Source organism: Aeromonas sp. D3, assembly GCF_027705025.1.
GTDB lineage: Bacteria > Pseudomonadota > Gammaproteobacteria > Enterobacterales > Aeromonadaceae > Aeromonas > Aeromonas salmonicida.
The window spans coordinates 1-17694 of record NZ_JAPDBE010000043.1 but is presented as its reverse complement, the minus strand read 5'-3'; the positions used below and the strand labels follow the sequence as shown (position 1 = coordinate 17694).

Below are 17694 nucleotides of genomic sequence, written 5' to 3'. Positions count from 1 at the left end.
TGAAACAAGAGAGCCGGGCATTGCCCGGCTCTCTGTTTATCATTCTGTCGCAGCAAGATCGTGAACAGGTTCTCAGCGCTGGAAGGGGTAGACGGAGCCGAGTTTGAGGATCTGGGTCAGCTCGTCCAGTGCGGTACGGGACTCCTGTACCAGTGCCGGGTCGCGCAGATCATCCAGCGCCAGACTGTCGCGGTAGTGGCGATCCACCCACTGATCCAGCCGGGCGAACTGGCTGTCGTTGATGAGGCAGGCCGGATTGACCGCCGCCAGCTCCTGATCGTTCATGGCGACCCGCAGCCGCAGACAGGCGGGGCCACCGCCGTTGCGCATGCTCTGCTTCACGTCCATGTAGTGTATCTGCTTGATGGGGGTGCCCTGGGCGATGAGCTTGCCGAGGTAGGCCGATACCGCCGGATTGTCACGACACTCTGTGGGGGCGATGATCGCCATCTCGCCGGACGGCAGGGTCAGGATCTGGGTATTGAACAGATAGGATTTCACCGCATCTTGTACCGACACCTCGGCAGTCGGTACCTCGATGAAGTGCAGCTCGCCTTCGCCGAACTTGTTGCGCACCTCGACCAGCGCAGACTCGGTATTGAGAAACGCCTGCTGGTGGAAGAAGAGCAGGTTCTGGTTGCCTACCGCTATCACGTCGTTGTGAAACACCCCCTGATCGATCACGTCCGGATTCTGCTGGATGAAGACGGCACTCTCTTCACTCAACCCGTGCAGGCGAGCGATGGCCTGGCTGGCTTCCAGGGTCTGGCGGGCCGGATAGCGCTTGGGGGCGGGCTGGGAGACATCAAACGCGCTGCGGCCATAGACGAACAGCTCGACCCCGGATTCGCCGTAGGCACGACACAGTCGGGTGTGGTTGGCGGCGCCCTCGTCACCAAAGTGATCGTTTTCCGGCAGGTGCTGGTGGTGATAGAAGTGACGGTCGTTGTTGAACACGGCGCGCAGTATGCGGCCCGTCACCTCGGGTTCGAGGGAGCGGTGGAACTTGTTGGTCAGGTTGGCGGGGGTGAAGTGAATGCGGCCATCCTGGGTATCGGCACTCGGGGAGACGGTGGCGGCGTTGGCAGTCCACATGCTGGAGGCCGAAAAACAGGCGGCCAGCACGGCAGGTGCCTGTTTGGCGGCCTGGGCCAGCACGCTTGCATCATTGCCGGTGAAGCCGAGGCGGCGCAGGGTAGCCAGATCCGGCCGCTCCTGCGGTGCCAGCACCCCCTGGGTCATGCCAAGCTCGGTCAGCGCCTTCATCTTGCGCAGCCCCTGCTTGGCCGCCTCCTTGGGATTGGACGCTTCCTTGGCATTGCTCTGGGAGGCAACGTTGCCGTAGGACAAGCCCGCATAGTTGTGGGTCGGGCCGACCAGGCCGTCGAAATTGACCTCGAAGTGCTTCATTAAGTACATCCTTTCGATTTTTATATGGGTAGCGGTTCCTTCCGCGCACAAAGCTGCGGGATGCAGCCATTATAAGGAGATTTTGTCTTTTGTAACAAGCTGATAACCAAAGTGGTTTGTTATGTTGCAAGAGCGGTTTGTTATGTCGTTTCAAATATAAAAAAGGGGTTGATATGGCATAAAAATAAAAAAGCGGTTGCTTCCCAAGGCTCGGCTTCGCATTAATAAATAAAGAGGTCAGGTGGTTCGGGCGGGTGAGCTAATTTGCTCACAAGATTGCTTTTTCGCGTCAAATCTCTTATACAGCCCCACAAAACCGCACACCAACCCCGTCGGGTGCAATGAGGATAATAGTTACAGCATGGGCAAATCACTGGTCATAGTGGAGTCTCCGGCCAAGGCCAAGACCATCAATAAATATTTGGGCAAGGACTACGTGGTGAAATCCAGCGTCGGTCATGTTCGCGATCTGCCCACCAGTGGCAGCGCCAGCAACGAGCCCAAAAAACCTGTCATTCGCGGTATCAAGCTGAGCGAATCAGAGAAGGCTGCCAAGGATCGCAATGCCCTGTTCTCACGGATGGGGATCAATCCGACCGCAGGCTGGCAGGCCAACTACCAGATTTTGCCCGGCAAAGAGAAAGTGGTCAGTGAGTTGCAAAGTCTGGCCGCCAAGGCTGACACCATCTATCTCGCAACCGACTTGGATAGAGAGGGAGAGGCCATCGCCTGGCACTTGCGCGAGATCATCGGTGGTGACGACAGCCGCTACAAGCGGGTGGTGTTCAACGAGATCACCAAGACTGCGATTCAGGAAGCATTTGCTCAGCCATCCGAGCTGAACATCCACCGCGTCAATGCCCAGCAGGCCCGTCGTTTCCTCGACCGCGTGGTGGGCTACATGGTTTCCCCCCTGCTCTGGAAGAAGCTGGCCCGTGGCCTCTCTGCCGGCCGGGTGCAGTCTGTTGCCGTGCGTCTCATCGTCGATAAAGAGCGCGAGATCAAGGCGTTCGTACCGGTCGAGTTCTGGGATCTCAACGCCGATCTGCTGACCGGTGACAAGGCCGATCTGCGCATGGAAGTGGTCAGCCGCAACGGCGCCGACTTCAAGCCGGTCACCCAGGCCGAGACCTTTGCCGCCGTGGCCGCCCTGGAAGGGGTCGACTACAAGGTGGTGAACCGGGAAGACAAGCCGACCGGCTCCAAGCCGTCAGCCCCCTTCATTACTTCCACCCTGCAACAGGCGGCATCGACCCGTCTGAGCTTCGGGGTGAAGAAGACCATGATGATGGCCCAGCGTCTCTATGAAGCGGGTTACATCACCTACATGCGTACCGACTCCACCAATCTCAGCAAAGAGGCGGTCGAGGCGCTGCGTGAATATATCGGTGAGCAGTATGGCGCAGCCTATCTGCCAGCCGAGCCAAACCTTTATGGTTCCAAGGCCGGTGCCCAGGAGGCTCACGAGGCGATCCGTCCCTCCAGCGTGCTGGTGACGGCCGAGATGCTGGAAGGCATGGAGCCGGATGCAATGCGTCTGTACGATCTCATCTGGCGCCAGTTCGTGGCCTGCCAGATGACCCCGGCCCAGTACGACTCCTCCACCCTGACCGTCAAGGCCGGTGAGTTCGAGCTCAAGGCCCGTGGTCGCACCCTGCGCTTCGCCGGTTGGACCAAGGCATTGCCACCCATGGGGCGCAAGGGCGAAGACAGCCAGCTACCTGCGGTGACAGTGGGCGAGGTGCTCAAACTGATCAAGCTGGATCCGCGCCAGCACTTCACCAAGCCGCCCGCGCGCTTCACCGAAGCGGCCCTGGTGCGCGAGCTGGAAAAGCGCGGCATTGGCCGTCCGTCTACCTACGCCTCCATCATCTCCACTATCGTGGATCGCGGTTATGTGCGGGTCGAGAGCCGCCGTTTCTTCGCCGAGAAGATGGGTGAAATCGTCACCGACCGTCTGGTGGAGAACTTCGTCGAGCTGATGAACTACGAGTTCACCGCCAAGATGGAAGACAAGCTCGATGGCATCGCCGAAGGCAGCCTGGAGTGGAAGAAGGTGCTGGACGCCTTCTACGAAGAATTTACCCAGGAGCTGGCAAAAGCGGATCGGGATGCGGAAGAGGGTGGCATGCGTGCCAACCAGATGGTGCTGACCGACATCGACTGCCCGGATTGCGGCCGCAAGATGGGGATCCGTACCGCCACCACCGGCGTCTTTCTCGGTTGCTCCGGTTACGCCCTGCCGCCGAAAGAGCGCTGCAAGAAGACCATCAACCTGGTCTCCGCCGACGAATTTGTCTCCGCCACTGACGGTGACGAGGCCGAAACCGAGGCGCTCCGTGCCAAGCACCGCTGCGGTGTCTGTGGCACCGCCATGGACGCCTACATCATCGACGACAGCCGCAAGCTGCACGTCTGTGGTCGCAACCCGGATTGCGACGGTTACGAAATCGAGAAGGGCCAGTTCAAGCTCAAGGGTTATGAAGGCCCCAGCATAGAGTGCGATCGCTGCGGTAGCGAGATGCAGCTCAAGAACGGCCGTTTCGGCAAGTACATGGGCTGTACCAATGAGACCTGCAAGAACACCCGCAAGATCCTGAAAAACGGCGACATAGCGCCGCCGAAGGAAGATCCTGTACCGCTGCCCGAGCTCAAGTGCACCCAGTCCGATGCATACTTCGTGCTGCGTGACGGGGCGGCTGGCCTGTTCCTGGCCGCCAGCAACTTCCCGAAATCCCGCGAGACCCGTGCACCTCTGGTGGAAGAGCTAAAGCGCTTCAAGGATCGCCTCTCGCCCAAGCACCAGTACCTGGCTGACGCCCCGGCGTCAGATCCTGACGGTAACGCCTCCATCGTTCGCTTCAGTCGCAAGACCAAGGAGCAGTACGTGATGACGGAGGTCAACGGCAAGGCGACGGGCTGGACGGCGCACTACGACAACGGCAAGTGGCAGGAGAGCCTGGCCAAGTCGAAGAAGGCGTGATGGCGCGTAGTTCACACTATGATGAAAGAGGCCCCTTGCAGGGGCCTTTTTGTTGGGAGATGACGGTATACTGAAACGGCTGCAAGGATGGCAGCGCTGTACACGGAGGTTGTGATGGAGATTAACGAGATCCGGCCGGGAATGACCTGTTTGACCCGGGAAGGGACTGCCTATGTGCTGGAAGTGGACAGGCAGAGTCTGCTGGTGTTGCTGCAACGGGAGTATGAAACCATACCCGTGCAGGTGCGCAGTGACGAGATCCTGGCTCCCCTCACACTGTGACTTGAAAGGGAACAAGGAGGCATGACTGCTCTTTGATTCGAAAGGAAACCAAGACAGATAGCCGCGCTGTGGCTCAACAGAACATCACGAGAAACCGCAGCGGTCTGGTTTAACAAGAAATGGCAGCGCTTTAAAAAGGAATGAGGAATAGCAGCTCGGCGAGGTCGGGCTGCCATTGCCACTCCCGCATCTTTACCCTTCCGCCTACCACAGGCACCCCCTCCTGCTGCAATCGCCCCGTCTGTTCCATGAAGCCTGTCGACCCTTTTGGCAGTGAAATGGTGCCGCCTGAGCTCAGCACGCGATGCCAGGGCAGCACCTTGTCCGTTTCCCGCAGCACCTTGCCCACCAGTCGGGCTCGACCGGGCAGCCCAGCCAGATCGGCCACCTGACCATAGCTGACCACCTTGCCGGTCGGGATCAGGGCGAGGATCGCCTCGATGCGGGCGACCTTGTTCAGGGGGGCAGGGGCTGGCTCCATTCTCATGGGTCATGACTCTCCAGAAACGACAGAAGCGCCATTGTGGCGCTTCTGTCGTGGGGGTGGCAACCCGCGTCAACCAAAGGTCTGACTGAGCCCCTTGAGCTGCCTGGCGCGCTCCAGCAGCTCCTGACTGGAGTCGTCGACCTCCTGCATCTTCTGGCTATTGGCCTGGGAGTACTGGGAGATCTGGTTGATGCTGCGGCTGATCTCCTCCACCACCGCCTGTTGCTGCTCGGCGGCGGCGGCGATCTGGGTGGAGTGTTCCGTGACCAGCTCTATTTCTTCCAGCACCGAGTGCAGGCTGCTGGCGCCCTGGCGGGTCATCTCGGCGCACTCGCGGGTCTGTTGCAGGTTCTCCTGCATCATCCCCTTCCAGCGTCCCAGTGTGTGCTGGATCTGCTGTATGCTGCCCTGGATCTGCTCGGTCGCCTTGTGGGTGCGGGTCGACAGGGTACGCACCTCGTCGGCCACCACCGCAAAGCCGCGGCCCTGCTCACCGGCCCGCGCCGCCTCTATGGCGGCGTTGAGGGCCAGCAGGTTGGTCTGATCGGCTATGCCCTGGATCTCGCCCATCACGCTGCCGATCCGCTCCGACTCGCTGGCAAGTTCTACCGCAGAGTTGAACGCCAGTTCAGCCTGTTTGGCGAGCTGCTCGATGCGCTGTTCAGTCTGGCTCAGCTGTTTGTTGGTGTGCTCGCAGCGGCTGCGTGCCTCGTTGACCTGACCATTGGAGTCCTGGATGTTGTGGGCAATCTCATGAGCCGTGCTGGCCATCTGGGTCATGGCGGCAGCCATCTGCTGGGTCTGGGCATCCTGCTCGTTGATGTCGAGACAAGCCTGATGGGATGCCTGTTTCAGGTTGGTGGCCAGGGTCTGCAGGGGATGGGTCGCATCGTTGATCCGGCCCAGCACGGTACGGATGCGGGCCTGCAGCATCTTGATGTGAAAATCGGCGATGGCGCCCGGGCCATCACCCGAATAAACCAGCCGGGTCAGGCTGTCGTATTCGCGACCGAGTTGCTGCAGATAGAGCGGTAGTGCAAAGAGCTCACGCCAGTAGGCGCCACCGATGAGCAGCAGGGGCAGCAGCATCAGCAGGGCTGTCATGGCGCCCTTGCTGAGAAAGGCCCAGCCGAGCAGGCCGAGCAACAGCAAGCCCAGCACCGGCAGGCGCACGCGGTTGAAAGAGGGGAGGCTGCCGGCCGAGCCCCGCTCCGCCTTGAGCAGGGCCTGATAGGTCTGGCTGGCGACGCGCTTGAGCTGGGGTTCCGGTTTGCAGCGCACTGACTGGTAGCCGCTGATCCTGCCCCCCTCGTAGATGGGGGTCACATAGGCGTCGACCCAGTAGTAACGGCCATCCTTGCAGCGGTTCTTCACCATGCCGCGCCAGGGCTTGCCCTCCTTAAGGCGGGCCCACAGATCGGCAAAGGCGGCCTTGGGCATGTCGGGGTGGCGCACCAGGTTGTGGTTGTGACCGACCAGCTCTTCAACGGGGTAGCCGGCGATGCGGCAGAAGGCGGGGTTGGCGTAGGTGATCACCCCGCGCAGGTCGGTGGTGGAAACGAGTTGTTCGTCGGCAGGAAACTCCACTTCGCTGTCCAGGGTATGGACGTCTCTGCGAGCCATAGGAATACGCTCCGATGTTCTTGTTGATAGTTTTGTCGTTGTTATTGTGGCAGATCCGGGCGTGGTTGCAGGTGATTGCCAGGGCGCGCCGAGTCGGCTTCATAGGGGGCTGAATTTTGCCAACAATGGCGGATGAATGGTAGGGGAAAGTTGGTTTTTTGTTGGTGGATGGTAAAAAAAGGCGACCCAAAGGTCGCCAGACAGAAAGATAACACTACCTCTGTGGCACCCGATAACGCACCTGTAGCTGGTCGAGGATCTGCAGCTGGCCCGGCAGGCGGGCGGCGAAGTGATCCCACGCCTTGCGGGTGGCGTCGCTCCAGGCCACCTCGGCGGTGGCCAGCATGCGCGGGAACAACATATAGTCGAGACGGTCACGAGAGGTCACCAGTTCCGACCATAATGGGCTCAGCACCCCCAGGATGTTATCGTTGGCATGGAAATCGGCCGGGGCAGGATCACATCGATAGACCTGCTCCAGATTGAGGGTGCCCGCCCAGTAAAGGCCGGGTTCGCGAGGATCCTGGCTCCAGGCCAGATCCAGATAGAGGTGCTGGGCCGGTGCCATCACAACGGGATAGCCCGCAGCCGCGGCATCCAGCCCAGCCTGGAAGCTGGTCCAGGCGAAGATGGTGGCATCCCGGCTCACCTTGTCGCCGTGCAATATCTCTTCCCAACCCAGCATCTGCTTGCCCTTGCTGGCCAGATACTGTTGGCAGTGGCGCAGCAGGTGGCCCTGCAGCTCGCGGCAATCCTGATACCCCTGCCGTTGCATCAACTGCTGGCAGGCCGGGCTGTCGGTCCATACTCCGGTCGGTACCTCGTCCCCCCCCATGTGTACCAGGGGGCCCGGGAACAGCTCGCACACCTCGTCGATTACCGCCTCCAGGAACTGATAGGTGCCGGGCAGGGCCGGGTTGAGCACGTTGTCGTCGAAATATTGCACCGACAGGTAGCGGGAGCGATCCGCTTCCTCGATCAGTAGCCCGGGCAGCGCCTTGATGGCCGCATGGCAGTGGCCCGGGATGTCGATCTCGGGAATGACGGTAATGCCGAGCCCGCTGGCATAAGCCACCAGCTCGCGTACCTCGCTTTGGGTATAGTAGCCGCCATAGGGCTCGGGGCCGCCACTGAGCTGGGGCCCCACAGGCAGATCGTGGCCGCGCCAGGCGGCGATCTCTGTCAGCTGCGGGAAAGCCTTGATCTCGAGCCGCCACCCCTCGTCATCGGTCAGATGCCAGTGGAAGCGGTTGAACTTGTAGAGGCTCATCAGCTTGAGCAGGCGCTTGAGGCTAGCGACGGGGTGAAAGTGGCGGGCGCAGTCGAGGAAGATGCCGCGAAAACCGAAGCGGGGGGCATCGACCAGCTCGATGCAGGGCAGGCTCTCTCCGTGCTGCAGAGCCCACTGGGCCAGGCTTGTCAGGCCGAGGCGCCAGCCAGCCTCGCCAGCCGCGGCTATGGTCACCCCTCCGGCGTGATGGTGAGGCGATAGGCTTCGGCAGCCAGAGGGGCCTCGAACAGCCGGATCTCGGCATCATGATCCTGCTCCAGCGCCAGCCCTGTCAGCTCGTTGAAATGGGCCAGCAGGCCGGTCAGCGACCCGGGCCCGCTGACATGAGCCCGTTCCGCCAGCCGGAAGTTGCCCTCCAGCAGCACCAGCTGATCTGGCTGGGGCACAATGCCGGCGAGGGGCTCGACTTCGGGCAGATCCGGGGCGCCGGGCCCGCTTGGCGGCAGGCCCAGCTCTTGTTCCACCAGGGTGACCGGCATCAGCTGGGGGCCAGTGCTCGCCTCGGGCAGGCTCAGGAAGAAGCCCTGCGGCATGTCAGACAATCGCTTGATGGGGGTGTTGCGACAGCAAAAACGCAGCTCGCTTTGCCCCTCGGCCGGGATCAGCACCTTGTAGCTGCCGCTCTGGCGCTCCAGTCTGGCACCTTCGAGGGAGGCGGGATCTATGTGGCGTGCCAGGCAGAAGTGAAGTTTCCAGGGGGCTGCCGGCAACTGGCTCAGGCTGAATCGGAACCAGACGTCCTCGCCATCGCGTCGGTCAACCTGGGTGTGGATCAGGGGTGCAGACATGAAAATTCCTCTGATGGAGTTAAGGGAACAAACAGGGCGATCATCTCCTTGTGGTACTGGTCAACCCGGGGAGGGATCCAAAGTGCAGGCATGGGTATTCCCCGGAGCGGGCAGAGGGGGATCCTGTCCCCGCCGGCGGGCAGATCAAATTGGACAAGGCTCAGCAGTGCAGACATGGGAACGACTCCGACTGGGCAAACAGTATGGCCCCCTCCAGTGCATCGGCCTTGGGGTTGACCAGGTTGAGGTGCGCCAGCCGGGGAGCGAGGCGCATGCCGATGCCGCCGAGCAGGGCAATCTGGCTGGCTCCCAGCTGCTGCATCCCCTCCAGCAGGGTATTCAGCTGGGCGCAGGTCTCGTCAAGCAGCTGGCAGGCAAGCTCGTCGCCATCGCTGGCGGCATCGAACACCCAGGGGGCGAAGCGGCCGTAGTCGGCGGGAATGGCGCGGGCGGCCCAGCGCACCACTTCGGCCTGATCCCGTTTGAAGTGATCGAGCAAGCGGATGGCCAGCGTGCTGGGGGGCAGGATGCCGTCGTGGCAGAGCAGGGATTGCTGGATAGTGCGCAGCCCCAGCCAGGCACCGCTGCCCAGATCCGAAATGGGAAAACCGCGACCGGAACAGGTGTGCAGCTGACCGTGGCGATAGATGAGCCCGGCCGAGCCGGTGCCGGCGATGAGGATGGCCCCCTCCTGGCCGCCAAAGGCACCGAGGCAGGCACCGAAGGCATCGGAGGTGAGCCTGACGCTGGCAAAGGGAAAGGGCATCTCGAGCATGGCGTGATAGCACTCCGCCAGCTCGGCGGAGGCCAGTGCCAGACCGACCCCCATCCGTTGCTGTGAATCGTTACCTAATCCGGCTTCAACCCTGGCCAGATCGATGGCGGCCAGCACGTTGGTGTGGGCGACCTCTATGCCGAGCTCCAGGTTGGATCCGGCGGCGCGCCCTTCGCCCAAGAGCTTGCCCGCCTTGTCCCGAATGCGGGCGCGGGTGTGGGTGCCGCCACCATCCACGCCGACCCAGTACTCAATCATGCTGTCCTCCCTGTGCGCTCTGCCAGCTGATGGCCAGGGCAAACCAGGCGGAATGTATGGAGGATCCACTGCTCTCCCCCAGTGCTAATGATGTCCGAGCCGCTCTCAATCATGGCGACCTCCCTGCGCGCTCTGCCAAGTGATGGCGAGGGCAAACCAGGCGGCGTGCGGGATCCATTGCTCCCCCCAGCGCCAGTTCTGATCCAGCCGATCCTTGTACTGCTCAGGAATGAAGGCCAGGTCGTTTTCATCATCGAACCCGGCGGTGATGCCGTTGCAGATGCCACCGAGGGCATTGGGATAACCGGCTGTGTAGCCCGGGTTGTTGATGCCGTGGCCCGCCAGCATGCAGGCGTTGAACGGATTCTGCCCCAGGATCCAGTCGAGCTGACGCTGGCCGAAGCCGAGCAGTGGCCCGGATTGCTGCGGGAGCTGCTCGGCGGCGGCAAAGGCCATGGCGGCCAGGGAGGCCAGCCGGGCATTCTCCCCCTGCCACCAGTAACCGGATTCGTTGTTATGGGGCATAAAGAAGCTCACGCGCGGTGCTTCATTCACCCCTTTCACATATTGGCGGGCGAGGGAGAAGGGGTTGCCCGCTTGTGTGCAAAGTGCCAGCTCGGCGGCCAGCGCCTGTTGCACCACGGTTTGCACCTGGGCCTTGTGCCCCAGATCCGGCTCTACGCCTAAATATTCCAGCAGCGCCAGCACCGGCAACCCTGCCTCGGCGGCGTGGTAGTAGGGGCGCGAGCCATCCTCGTTGGCCGACCAGTAGTGACCCTGCTCCGGATGGGGGAGCTGGCGGGCGCAAAGCTTGCCGGCCCACACTCTCGCCTCGCTTAGCCACTCATGGCCCAGGGTCTTGGTCAGCTCCACCGCCGCCAGCAGGGCGCAGTAGTCGTCGATGATGTTTTCGACCCCGTCATCCAGGTAGGCGAGGTTGTGCTCGCACAAGTGCAAGTAGCCGCGTCTGGCTGCCTCAGCGTAGCGGCTGGCATCGAAGTCGCCGCTGACGCTCTCGCGGGCGGCACGGGCCAGGGCGGCGATGGCCATGCCGCCCCCTTGCCGGAAACCGGCTTGCCAGTTGGCGGATTTGATCCCCTGCTGGGTGGCGTAGGCGCACAGCTCGCGCTGGGCGGGATCCTTGCTCCACTTGTCGAACAGGGTCATGAAGAAAAAGCCCGACTCACCCTGCATCCGGCAGAGAAAATCGGCGCCGTGCTGCGCCTCGTCATTGAGCCGCTTGCAGAGGTTCACCCCGTCTATGTCGCGGCGCGGGGCCAGCAGTTCCCGGCACTTGAGCAGGGCCCACACCACCATGGGGGTCTGCTGGGGGTTGAGGTAGTTGGCGTAGGAGAGGTGGCTCAAGTACTTGCTCATGTCGCCACTGGCGTCGAACCAGCCGCCGTGCACATCTTTGTGCTGGTCGGTGCCAAACAGGCGGGCCGTGCGGTCGGCCCGATCGAAGGCGCCGCTGGCGCGCTGGCCCTTGAAGTAGTGAATGACGTCGGAGAGGCAGTGGCTCGCCAGCAGATCCTGGCCGATGGCAAAGCGGGTCGAGCGGACAATGCGCTGCTCCGTAGCGGCTGCGCCTATGGGGGCAGTGATTGCCTCCAGCCGGTAATGACCGGGCTCCTTGAATGCAGAGAAGTCGGCGCGCCAGTAGGCACGGCCCTGCCAGCCAGGGACTTCACCGGCCGCTTGCAGTTGGGTTTCAAACAGCGTCTGGCCATCGCTTAAGCGTTGCAGCCTGACATAGCCGCCGAGATCATGGGCAGGGGAGGTTTGCAGCAGGGCGACCTTGTGCCCGTCGCACTCGTAACCCACCTGATTGATCAAGAGTTCCATCAAGGTATTGCTCCAGTGGTTCACCCCATTGCGGTGAGGCACATAGCGGGGCCGTGGTGGCCCCGCATCGAGGCATGGCCGGACTGGCTTGTCCGGCCGTTTTAGTGGCGAGTATCACTTGTAGAGATAGCAGCGCACGAAGTGGTTGTCGGCGAGTTTGGTGATGGGGGGCAGCTCATCCTTGCAGCGGGCCATCGCCTGGTTGCAGCGCCCGGCGAAGGGGCAGCCACAGGAGTCCGGCGTCCAGAGCGGTATATCCCCCTTGCGGCCCCCCTCCAGCGCGGCGTGGATGCTCTTCTCGGGGTCGGGCACCGCCGAGATGAGCAGCTGGGTGTAGGGGTGTTGCGGGTGGTGCAGTATCTCGTCCACCTCGCCCCACTCCACCATGTGACCCACGTACATCACCGCCAAGTCTTCCGCCACATAGCGTGCGGTGGCGATGTCGTGGGTGATGTAGAGCATGGAGACCCCCAGCTCGTTTTTCATCTGCTCCATCAGGTTGAGAATGCCGATGCGAATGGAGACGTCGAGCATGGAGGTGGGTTCGTCCGCCAGCACCACTTCCGCCTCCACCGCCAGGTTGCGGGCTATGTTGACCCGCTGGCGCTGGCCGCCGGAGAGCTGGTGGGGGTACTTGGCCGCCGTGGCCTTGGCCGGGGTCAGTCCCACTTTTTCCAGCAGGGTATAGACCATCTCGGGCAGATCTTTCTTGTCGATCACCTTGCTGTGCAGCAGCAGGGGGCGGGCTATGTGGTGGTAGATGGTGTGGGTCGGGTTGAGCGAACCGAAGGGATCTTGCCACACCATCTGCACGCTCTGGCGATAGTCGAGCAGGGCCGTGCCCTTGTTGAACTCCTCCAGATCCCGGCCGCGATAGAGGATGCGGCCGCTGGAGAGCTTGTACATCTTGGCGATGATCTTGGCGATGGTGCTCTTGCCGGAGCCCGACTCCCCCACCACCGCCAGGGCGCGGCCCCGGTGCAGGTTGAAGGTGATGTCGGAGAGGGCCCGCATCTTGCCGCTCTTGATGGCATTGGAGTTGACGGGGAAGTCCTTGTAGAGGTGCTGGACTTCGATGATGGGCGCGTCGGTTTGGGCGATTTGCATGACAGACATCCTTAACAGCCAGCGGCCTTGTCCAGATAGAAAACGGGATCCGGTTGCTCATCCTGCGCCTCATAAAGGTGGCAGGCGGTTTGTTGCCCCGGCCGGATCTCGACCAGGCGGGTGTACTCCTGGCGGCAGCGATCGTGCACCTTGCCACAGCGGGCCTGGAAGCGGCAGCCGACCGGCACCTCCAGCAGGTTGAGCGGTGTACCCGGGATCCCTTCCAGCACGGTTTTAGGGCCGTGCAGGGGCGGGAAGGAGTTGCCGAGCCCCTTGGTGTAGGGGTGCAGCGGGGCGGTCAGGATCGCCTTGGACGGCGCCACCTCGATCAGCTCGCCGGCGTACATGATGCCGATGCGATCGCAGAACTCCACCATCAAGGAGAGGTCGTGGGTGATGAAGAGGATGGAGAAGTTGAACTGCTCTTTCAGGGCATAAACCTTCTGCAGTATCTCCCGCTGCACCACCACATCCAGCGCCGTGGTCGGCTCATCCATGATCAAAAGCTCGGGGTTGAGCGCCATGGCGATGGCGATCACCAGCCGCTGGCGCATGCCGCCGGAGAACTGGTGCGGATAATCCTTGAGCCGGCTCGGATGGATGTCGACTATCTCCAGCAGCACCTGGGCGCGCTTGATCGCCTCGTAACGGGTCATGCCGGGATTATGGGCCAGCAGCACATCGCAGAACTGCTCCTCCATGCGCAGCACTGGGTTGAGCGCGTTCATGGCGGACTGGAACACCACGGATACCTGTTGCCAGCGATAGGATCGCAGCCGCTCTTCGCCGTAGTGGAGTATGTTCTCCCCCTTGAACAGGATCTCGCCGCCGCTGATGTAGGCGGGCGGCTTGTGCAGCCGGGCCACCGAGAAGGCGACCGTGGACTTGCCGCAGCCCGACTCGCCGGCTAGGCCGAACACCTCCCCCGGGGCTATGTCAAAACTGACCGAGTTGACGGCGCGCACGTCGCCGCTCTCCGTGATGTAGTCGACGCAGAGGTTGCGTACCGACAGCAGGGGTTGCTTGTTCATGCTGTCCTCTCCTGTGGTGATGCCAAGGGTACGGCGAGCTGCTTCCAGCGGCGAAGACCCTTGTGGGAGCGCAGCTGAGGGTTGGCTATCTCGTCGATGGCGAAGTTGAGCAGAGCCAGGCCCGCGCCCAGGGTGGCGATGGCGAAGCAGGGGGCCAGGATTTCCCACCAGGCACCCACCAGGATGGCACTGGAGGTCTGGGCGTTGTAGAGCATGATGCCCCAGCTGACCACGGTCGGATCCCCAAGCCCCAGGAACTCCAGGGTCGCCTCGGTGACGATGGCGTAGATGATGGAGCCGATGAAGCTCACCCCTATGATGGAGATGAGGTTCGGCAGTATCTCCACCAGAATGATGCGCCAGGCCGGCTCCCCCAGCACTTCGGCGGCGATGACGAACTCTTTTTCCCGCAGGGCCAGGGTCTGGGCCCGGATGACGCGCGCGCCGTAGGCCCAGGAGGTAAAGCCTATGATGAGCGCAATCACCGTCGGTGACGCCTCCCCGATGAAGCTTGCGAGCACCAGTAACAGGGGGAGGTTGGGGATCACCAGCACCACGTTCATCAGGAAGGTGAGGCACTCGTCGATCACGCCGCCAAAGTAGCCGGCGGTGATGCCGACCGTGATGGCGAGGGCACACACCAGTATGCCGGCCCCGAAGCCCACCATCAGGGAGATGCGGGCACCGTTGGCAAATTGGGACCAGATATCGTGGCCCATGCGGGTGGTGCCCATCACGTATTCGGCGCTGGGGGGCTGGTGCGGACGGGAGACTCGCTTGGTTGGCTCATTGCTGGCCAGCAAGGGGGCGAACAGTGCCATCAGCACGAAGCTGACCACGATGAAGAGGCCGAAGGCGGCTTTCTTGTTGCCCAGCAGGATTTTCAAAATAGTCGGCATACGCATCTTATTTGCCTCCTGTACGCAGACGGGGATCCAGGAAGACGTAGAGCACGTCGGCCAGGAAGTTGAAGCTGAGCATTGTGATGGTCATGATGAGCAGCTGCCCCTGAATGAGGGGGTAGTCGCGGGCCAGAATGCCCTGATAGAGGGTCAGACCCAGCCCAGGGTAGTTGAAGATCACCTCTGTGATGAGGGAGCCGCCGATGACGAAACCGAGCGCCATGGAGAGCGCCGTCACGCTCGGCAGTATGGCGTTGCGGGCACCGTAGTTGAAAATGACCCGGTTGCTGGAGAGCCCCTTGGCCTTGGCCATGGTGATGTAATCCTCCCCCAAGAGGTTAATCATGTTGTTGCGCATGGTGATGAGGAAGCCCCCCACCTGCACCATGGCCAGGGTGGCGACCGGCATGATGGCGTGGGTCATGATGCTCTTGATGTGCTCCCAGCCAAAATCGGCTTTTATCTCCGGGCTGTAGGCATAGCCGATGGGCAACCACTCCAGACTGACCCCGAACAGGAAGAGGGCGAGCAGGGAGATGACCACGGGCGGAATGGCCTGCATCACCAGGGTGAGCGGGGAGAGGATGCTGTCCATGGCGCCTCCCCGATACCAGGCGGCGAAGATGCCGACGATGGATCCGACGGAGAAGCTCAGTATGGTGGAGGTACCCACCAGGAACAGGGTCCAGCCGATGGCACGTCCGAGTACGTCGGCCACGGGTTGGGGGTAGTAGCGCACCGAGGTGCCGAGATCCCAGGTGAAGACACTCTTCACATAGGTGAGAAATTGGGTGCTGATGGGGCCGTCCACGAAACCGAAGGTGGCCTTGAGGGCCTCCAGCGCGGCGGGTTCCATCATGGCGCCAGCCCGGGCAAACATGACGGAGACAGGATCCCCCGGCATGTCTCTGGGTAGCAGGAAGTTGATGGTGGCGGCCACCAGAAAGGCGACCAGATAGAAGGAGAAACGTCTCAGTATAAATCCCATGGTGAACCCTTTTACTGCAAGCCTGCCCCGCGCCGGGCAAAGCTCCCCCAACCCCGAACAATCAGGGAGATGGAAGACATGGCGGGGAGAATGGCCCCCCGCAGGGGGCCGGGGTGGTTAGCTGTTTGGCTTGAGTGACAACACGTGCAGCAGACGTTCCGGGGTGTCCGGGTGAACCTGCGGCTTGGCAACCGGGTTGTCGGCACTGAACCAGCCATTGAAGCGCTTGGTGCTGTATTCGTACCAGGTCGGGTTGTTGAATACCGGGATGATGGTCTGGTTGGCACCGACCTTGTCCTGGATCTCGAACATGATGGCCTTCTGCTTGGCCGCATCGGCGGTCTGGGTGAAGTCATCGATCAGCTGGTCGAGGGCTGGGTCCTTGTAACGGGGAGCCGCAAAGCGGTTGCCACGCTCACCCATGTTGCGGGAGTGGAAGGCGGTCTCGAAGTACTTGTGCGGGTTGGCACCGGCAAAGTAACCCTGCAGGGCGACGTCGAAGTCACCGGTGATCAGGTTTTCGGTCCAGACGGTGGCTTCCGGGGTGGCGGTCTTGGCGTTCAGACCCAGGGCCTGCAAGCCTTCGACCCCGATCTGGGCGGTATTGACCCAGTCGGTCCAGCCGTTCGGTACCAGCACCTTGAACTCGATCTTCTTGCAGCTCGGGGTGTCGAGGAACTTGTCGCCGTCACAGTCCTTGTAGCCCGCCTCTTTCAGCATGGCCTTGGCACCTTCCAAGTCGAACTTGTTGAATTTGCCGTACTTCTTGTCGACTTCCGGGTTGTTCCAGGAGTCGAAGGCTTTGCCGAGCCCTGAGGGGTACTCGTTGACGGTCGGGTAGCCGTAACCGGCGATATCCACCATGGCCTGACGGTCCATCGCCATGGAGAAGGCGCGGCGGAAAGTGATGTCGTTGAAGGCTTCGTGGTTGCCCGGGTTCTTGGTCTGGAAGTTGACGTTGAACGCGACTGTGCCGGAGGCCGGGAACCAGTACTTGTTGTTTTTCGGATCGTTGCCAACGTAGAGGCGCTCTATGTCCGGTACGAAGGAGCCGAACCAGTCAACGTCACCCTTCATCACGGCGGCCAGCACCTGGTCGTTGGTGGCCATCTGCGGCATGCGCAGGCAGTCGATGGCGAGGTTGGCGTTATCCCAGTAGTGCGGGTTGCGACACTGGGTGTAGAGCTGGGCGGAGAAGTTGTCCACCTCGGTGAAGGGACCTGTACCGACCGGCTTGTCGTTGGTAAAGGCGACCGGGTCTTTTACAGACTTCCACTGGTGCTCGGGGACTATGGGCACCAGCACCAGGTCATTCACCACGTTGGTGTTGACGTCGGTCAGGTCGAACTTGATCTTGTAGGGACCTAGTTTCTCTATGTTCTTGATCTGGGTCCAGATAGAGCGCTCATCCAGCGCCTTGTTGGCTTTCACCAGATTGAAGGAGAAGAGGATGTCATCCGCATCAAAACCTTCCCCGTCGGACCACTTGACCCCTTCACGCAGATCGAAGGTGACGGATTTCAGGTCATCGCTGAACGCATAGTGAGTGGCCAGACGATAGACGGGTTTGCCACCCTGCATATCGTTGAAGATCACCAGAGGTTCATAGATGAAGTGACGAGTGGTATGGAGCAAACCCGCTTGCAGGAAGGGGTTGAAGTTTTTGACCCAGGCGGTCTCCTGTTGTGCGACCAGGGTCAGCACAGTCTTGTTTTCAGCAGCCATGACATTGCCGGCGGCCCCGGCAAGCATCATGGTTCCCAGCATTACAGCAGTAGAGATTTTGGATACTTTGGCAAGCATATTATGTCCTTTCTTATTTTTTGGCATTCCCGAGGGTTCGCCTTGGGAAGGTGCGAATAAGCGGGGAAATTCTTCTCGGCTGACTCAGTCATTTCATTTCTTCATGTTTGAGCCGATTTTT

Annotated in this window: 12 protein-coding genes and 1 pseudogene; 2 read left to right on the top strand and 11 right to left on the bottom strand. The window is 61.5% G+C overall.

Annotation, left to right across the window (positions count from 1 at the left end):
* Nucleotides 1-72 precede the first annotated feature (72 nt).
* Nucleotides 73-1410, bottom strand: coding sequence for an N-succinylarginine dihydrolase (astB, locus tag OKC28_RS19295; RefSeq protein ID WP_270690977.1), 1338 nt, complete (start codon nucleotides 1408-1410; stop codon nucleotides 73-75).
* A 361-nt stretch (nucleotides 1411-1771) separates the two neighbouring features.
* Between astB and topA the strand changes: the two genes are divergently transcribed.
* Both topA and OKC28_RS19285 read left to right on the top strand, forming a co-directional pair.
* On the top strand, nucleotides 1772-4393 hold the full coding sequence (gene topA / locus OKC28_RS19290) for a type I DNA topoisomerase (protein ID WP_111588236.1): 2622 nt from the start codon (nucleotides 1772-1774) through the stop codon (nucleotides 4391-4393).
* A gap of 114 nt (nucleotides 4394-4507) precedes the next feature.
* Nucleotides 4508-4675 (top strand): hypothetical protein, encoded by a 168-nt coding sequence (locus OKC28_RS19285; protein ID WP_005312189.1) that lies wholly within the window; start codon nucleotides 4508-4510, stop codon nucleotides 4673-4675.
* Between the two features lie 130 nt (nucleotides 4676-4805).
* Here OKC28_RS19285 and OKC28_RS19280 read toward each other — a convergent pair whose 3' ends face one another.
* The 10 genes and pseudogenes from OKC28_RS19280 to OKC28_RS19235 form a co-directional block, all read right to left on the bottom strand.
* A complete protein-coding gene (locus OKC28_RS19280) occupies nucleotides 4806-5162 on the bottom strand; it encodes an MGMT family protein (RefSeq protein WP_270690974.1) in 357 nt (118 codons plus the stop codon).
* Between the two features lie 69 nt (nucleotides 5163-5231).
* Entirely contained in the window at nucleotides 5232-6785 is a 1554-nt protein-coding gene (locus OKC28_RS19275; RefSeq protein ID WP_219593543.1) for a methyl-accepting chemotaxis protein, read from the bottom strand.
* A gap of 214 nt (nucleotides 6786-6999) precedes the next feature.
* Nucleotides 7000-8864, bottom strand: a pseudogene (locus OKC28_RS19270) (beta-N-acetylhexosaminidase).
* Between the two features lie 160 nt (nucleotides 8865-9024).
* Nucleotides 9025-9897, bottom strand: coding sequence for a BadF/BadG/BcrA/BcrD ATPase family protein (locus OKC28_RS19265; protein ID WP_270690971.1), 873 nt, complete (start codon nucleotides 9895-9897; stop codon nucleotides 9025-9027).
* Between the two features lie 105 nt (nucleotides 9898-10002).
* Entirely contained in the window at nucleotides 10003-11742 is a 1740-nt protein-coding gene (locus OKC28_RS19260; RefSeq protein WP_270690988.1) for a glycoside hydrolase family 9 protein, read from the bottom strand.
* A 114-nt stretch (nucleotides 11743-11856) separates the two neighbouring features.
* Nucleotides 11857-12849, bottom strand: coding sequence for an ABC transporter ATP-binding protein (locus tag OKC28_RS19255; protein WP_270690969.1), 993 nt, complete (start codon nucleotides 12847-12849; stop codon nucleotides 11857-11859).
* 11 nt (nucleotides 12850-12860) lie between these two features.
* Nucleotides 12861-13880 carry an ABC transporter ATP-binding protein gene (locus OKC28_RS19250; protein WP_096119835.1) on the bottom strand — a complete coding sequence of 340 codons (1020 nt, stop codon included), beginning with the start codon at nucleotides 13878-13880 and terminating at the stop codon, nucleotides 12861-12863.
* Nucleotides 13877-14785, bottom strand: a complete 909-nt coding sequence (locus tag OKC28_RS19245; protein WP_155603470.1) for an ABC transporter permease — start codon at nucleotides 14783-14785, stop codon at nucleotides 13877-13879. Before OKC28_RS19245 ends, OKC28_RS19250 begins: the two co-directional genes overlap by 4 nt.
* Nucleotide 14786: 1 nt before the next feature.
* Complete coding sequence (locus OKC28_RS19240) at nucleotides 14787-15770, bottom strand: ABC transporter permease (protein ID WP_270690964.1); 984 nt, start codon at nucleotides 15768-15770, stop codon at nucleotides 14787-14789.
* 117 nt (nucleotides 15771-15887) lie between these two features.
* Nucleotides 15888-17573, bottom strand: coding sequence for an ABC transporter substrate-binding protein (locus OKC28_RS19235; RefSeq protein WP_096119834.1), 1686 nt, complete (start codon nucleotides 17571-17573; stop codon nucleotides 15888-15890).
* Nucleotides 17574-17694: the final 121 nt, after the last annotated feature.

Coding starts and splice junctions, on each gene's coding strand:
- OKC28_RS19240 (WP_270690964.1), bottom strand. CDS start 15,770: ATGGGATTTATACTGAGACGTTTCTCCTTCTATCTGGTCGCCTTTCTG.
- OKC28_RS19260 (WP_270690988.1), bottom strand. CDS start 11,742: ATGGAACTCTTGATCAATCAGGTGGGTTACGAGTGCGACGGGCACAAG.
- OKC28_RS19235 (WP_096119834.1), bottom strand. CDS start 17,573: ATGCTTGCCAAAGTATCCAAAATCTCTACTGCTGTAATGCTGGGAACC.
- OKC28_RS19265 (WP_270690971.1), bottom strand. CDS start 9,897: ATGATTGAGTACTGGGTCGGCGTGGATGGTGGCGGCACCCACACCCGC.
- OKC28_RS19280 (WP_270690974.1), bottom strand. CDS start 5,162: ATGAGAATGGAGCCAGCCCCTGCCCCCCTGAACAAGGTCGCCCGCATC.
- OKC28_RS19250 (WP_096119835.1), bottom strand. CDS start 13,880: ATGAACAAGCAACCCCTGCTGTCGGTACGCAACCTCTGCGTCGACTAC.
- OKC28_RS19275 (WP_219593543.1), bottom strand. CDS start 6,785: ATGGCTCGCAGAGACGTCCATACCCTGGACAGCGAAGTGGAGTTTCCT.
- OKC28_RS19245 (WP_155603470.1), bottom strand. CDS start 14,785: ATGCGTATGCCGACTATTTTGAAAATCCTGCTGGGCAACAAGAAAGCC.
- astB (WP_270690977.1), bottom strand. CDS start 1,410: ATGAAGCACTTCGAGGTCAATTTCGACGGCCTGGTCGGCCCGACCCAC.
- topA (WP_111588236.1), top strand. CDS start 1,772: ATGGGCAAATCACTGGTCATAGTGGAGTCTCCGGCCAAGGCCAAGACC.
- OKC28_RS19285 (WP_005312189.1), top strand. CDS start 4,508: ATGGAGATTAACGAGATCCGGCCGGGAATGACCTGTTTGACCCGGGAA.
- OKC28_RS19255 (WP_270690969.1), bottom strand. CDS start 12,849: ATGCAAATCGCCCAAACCGACGCGCCCATCATCGAAGTCCAGCACCTC.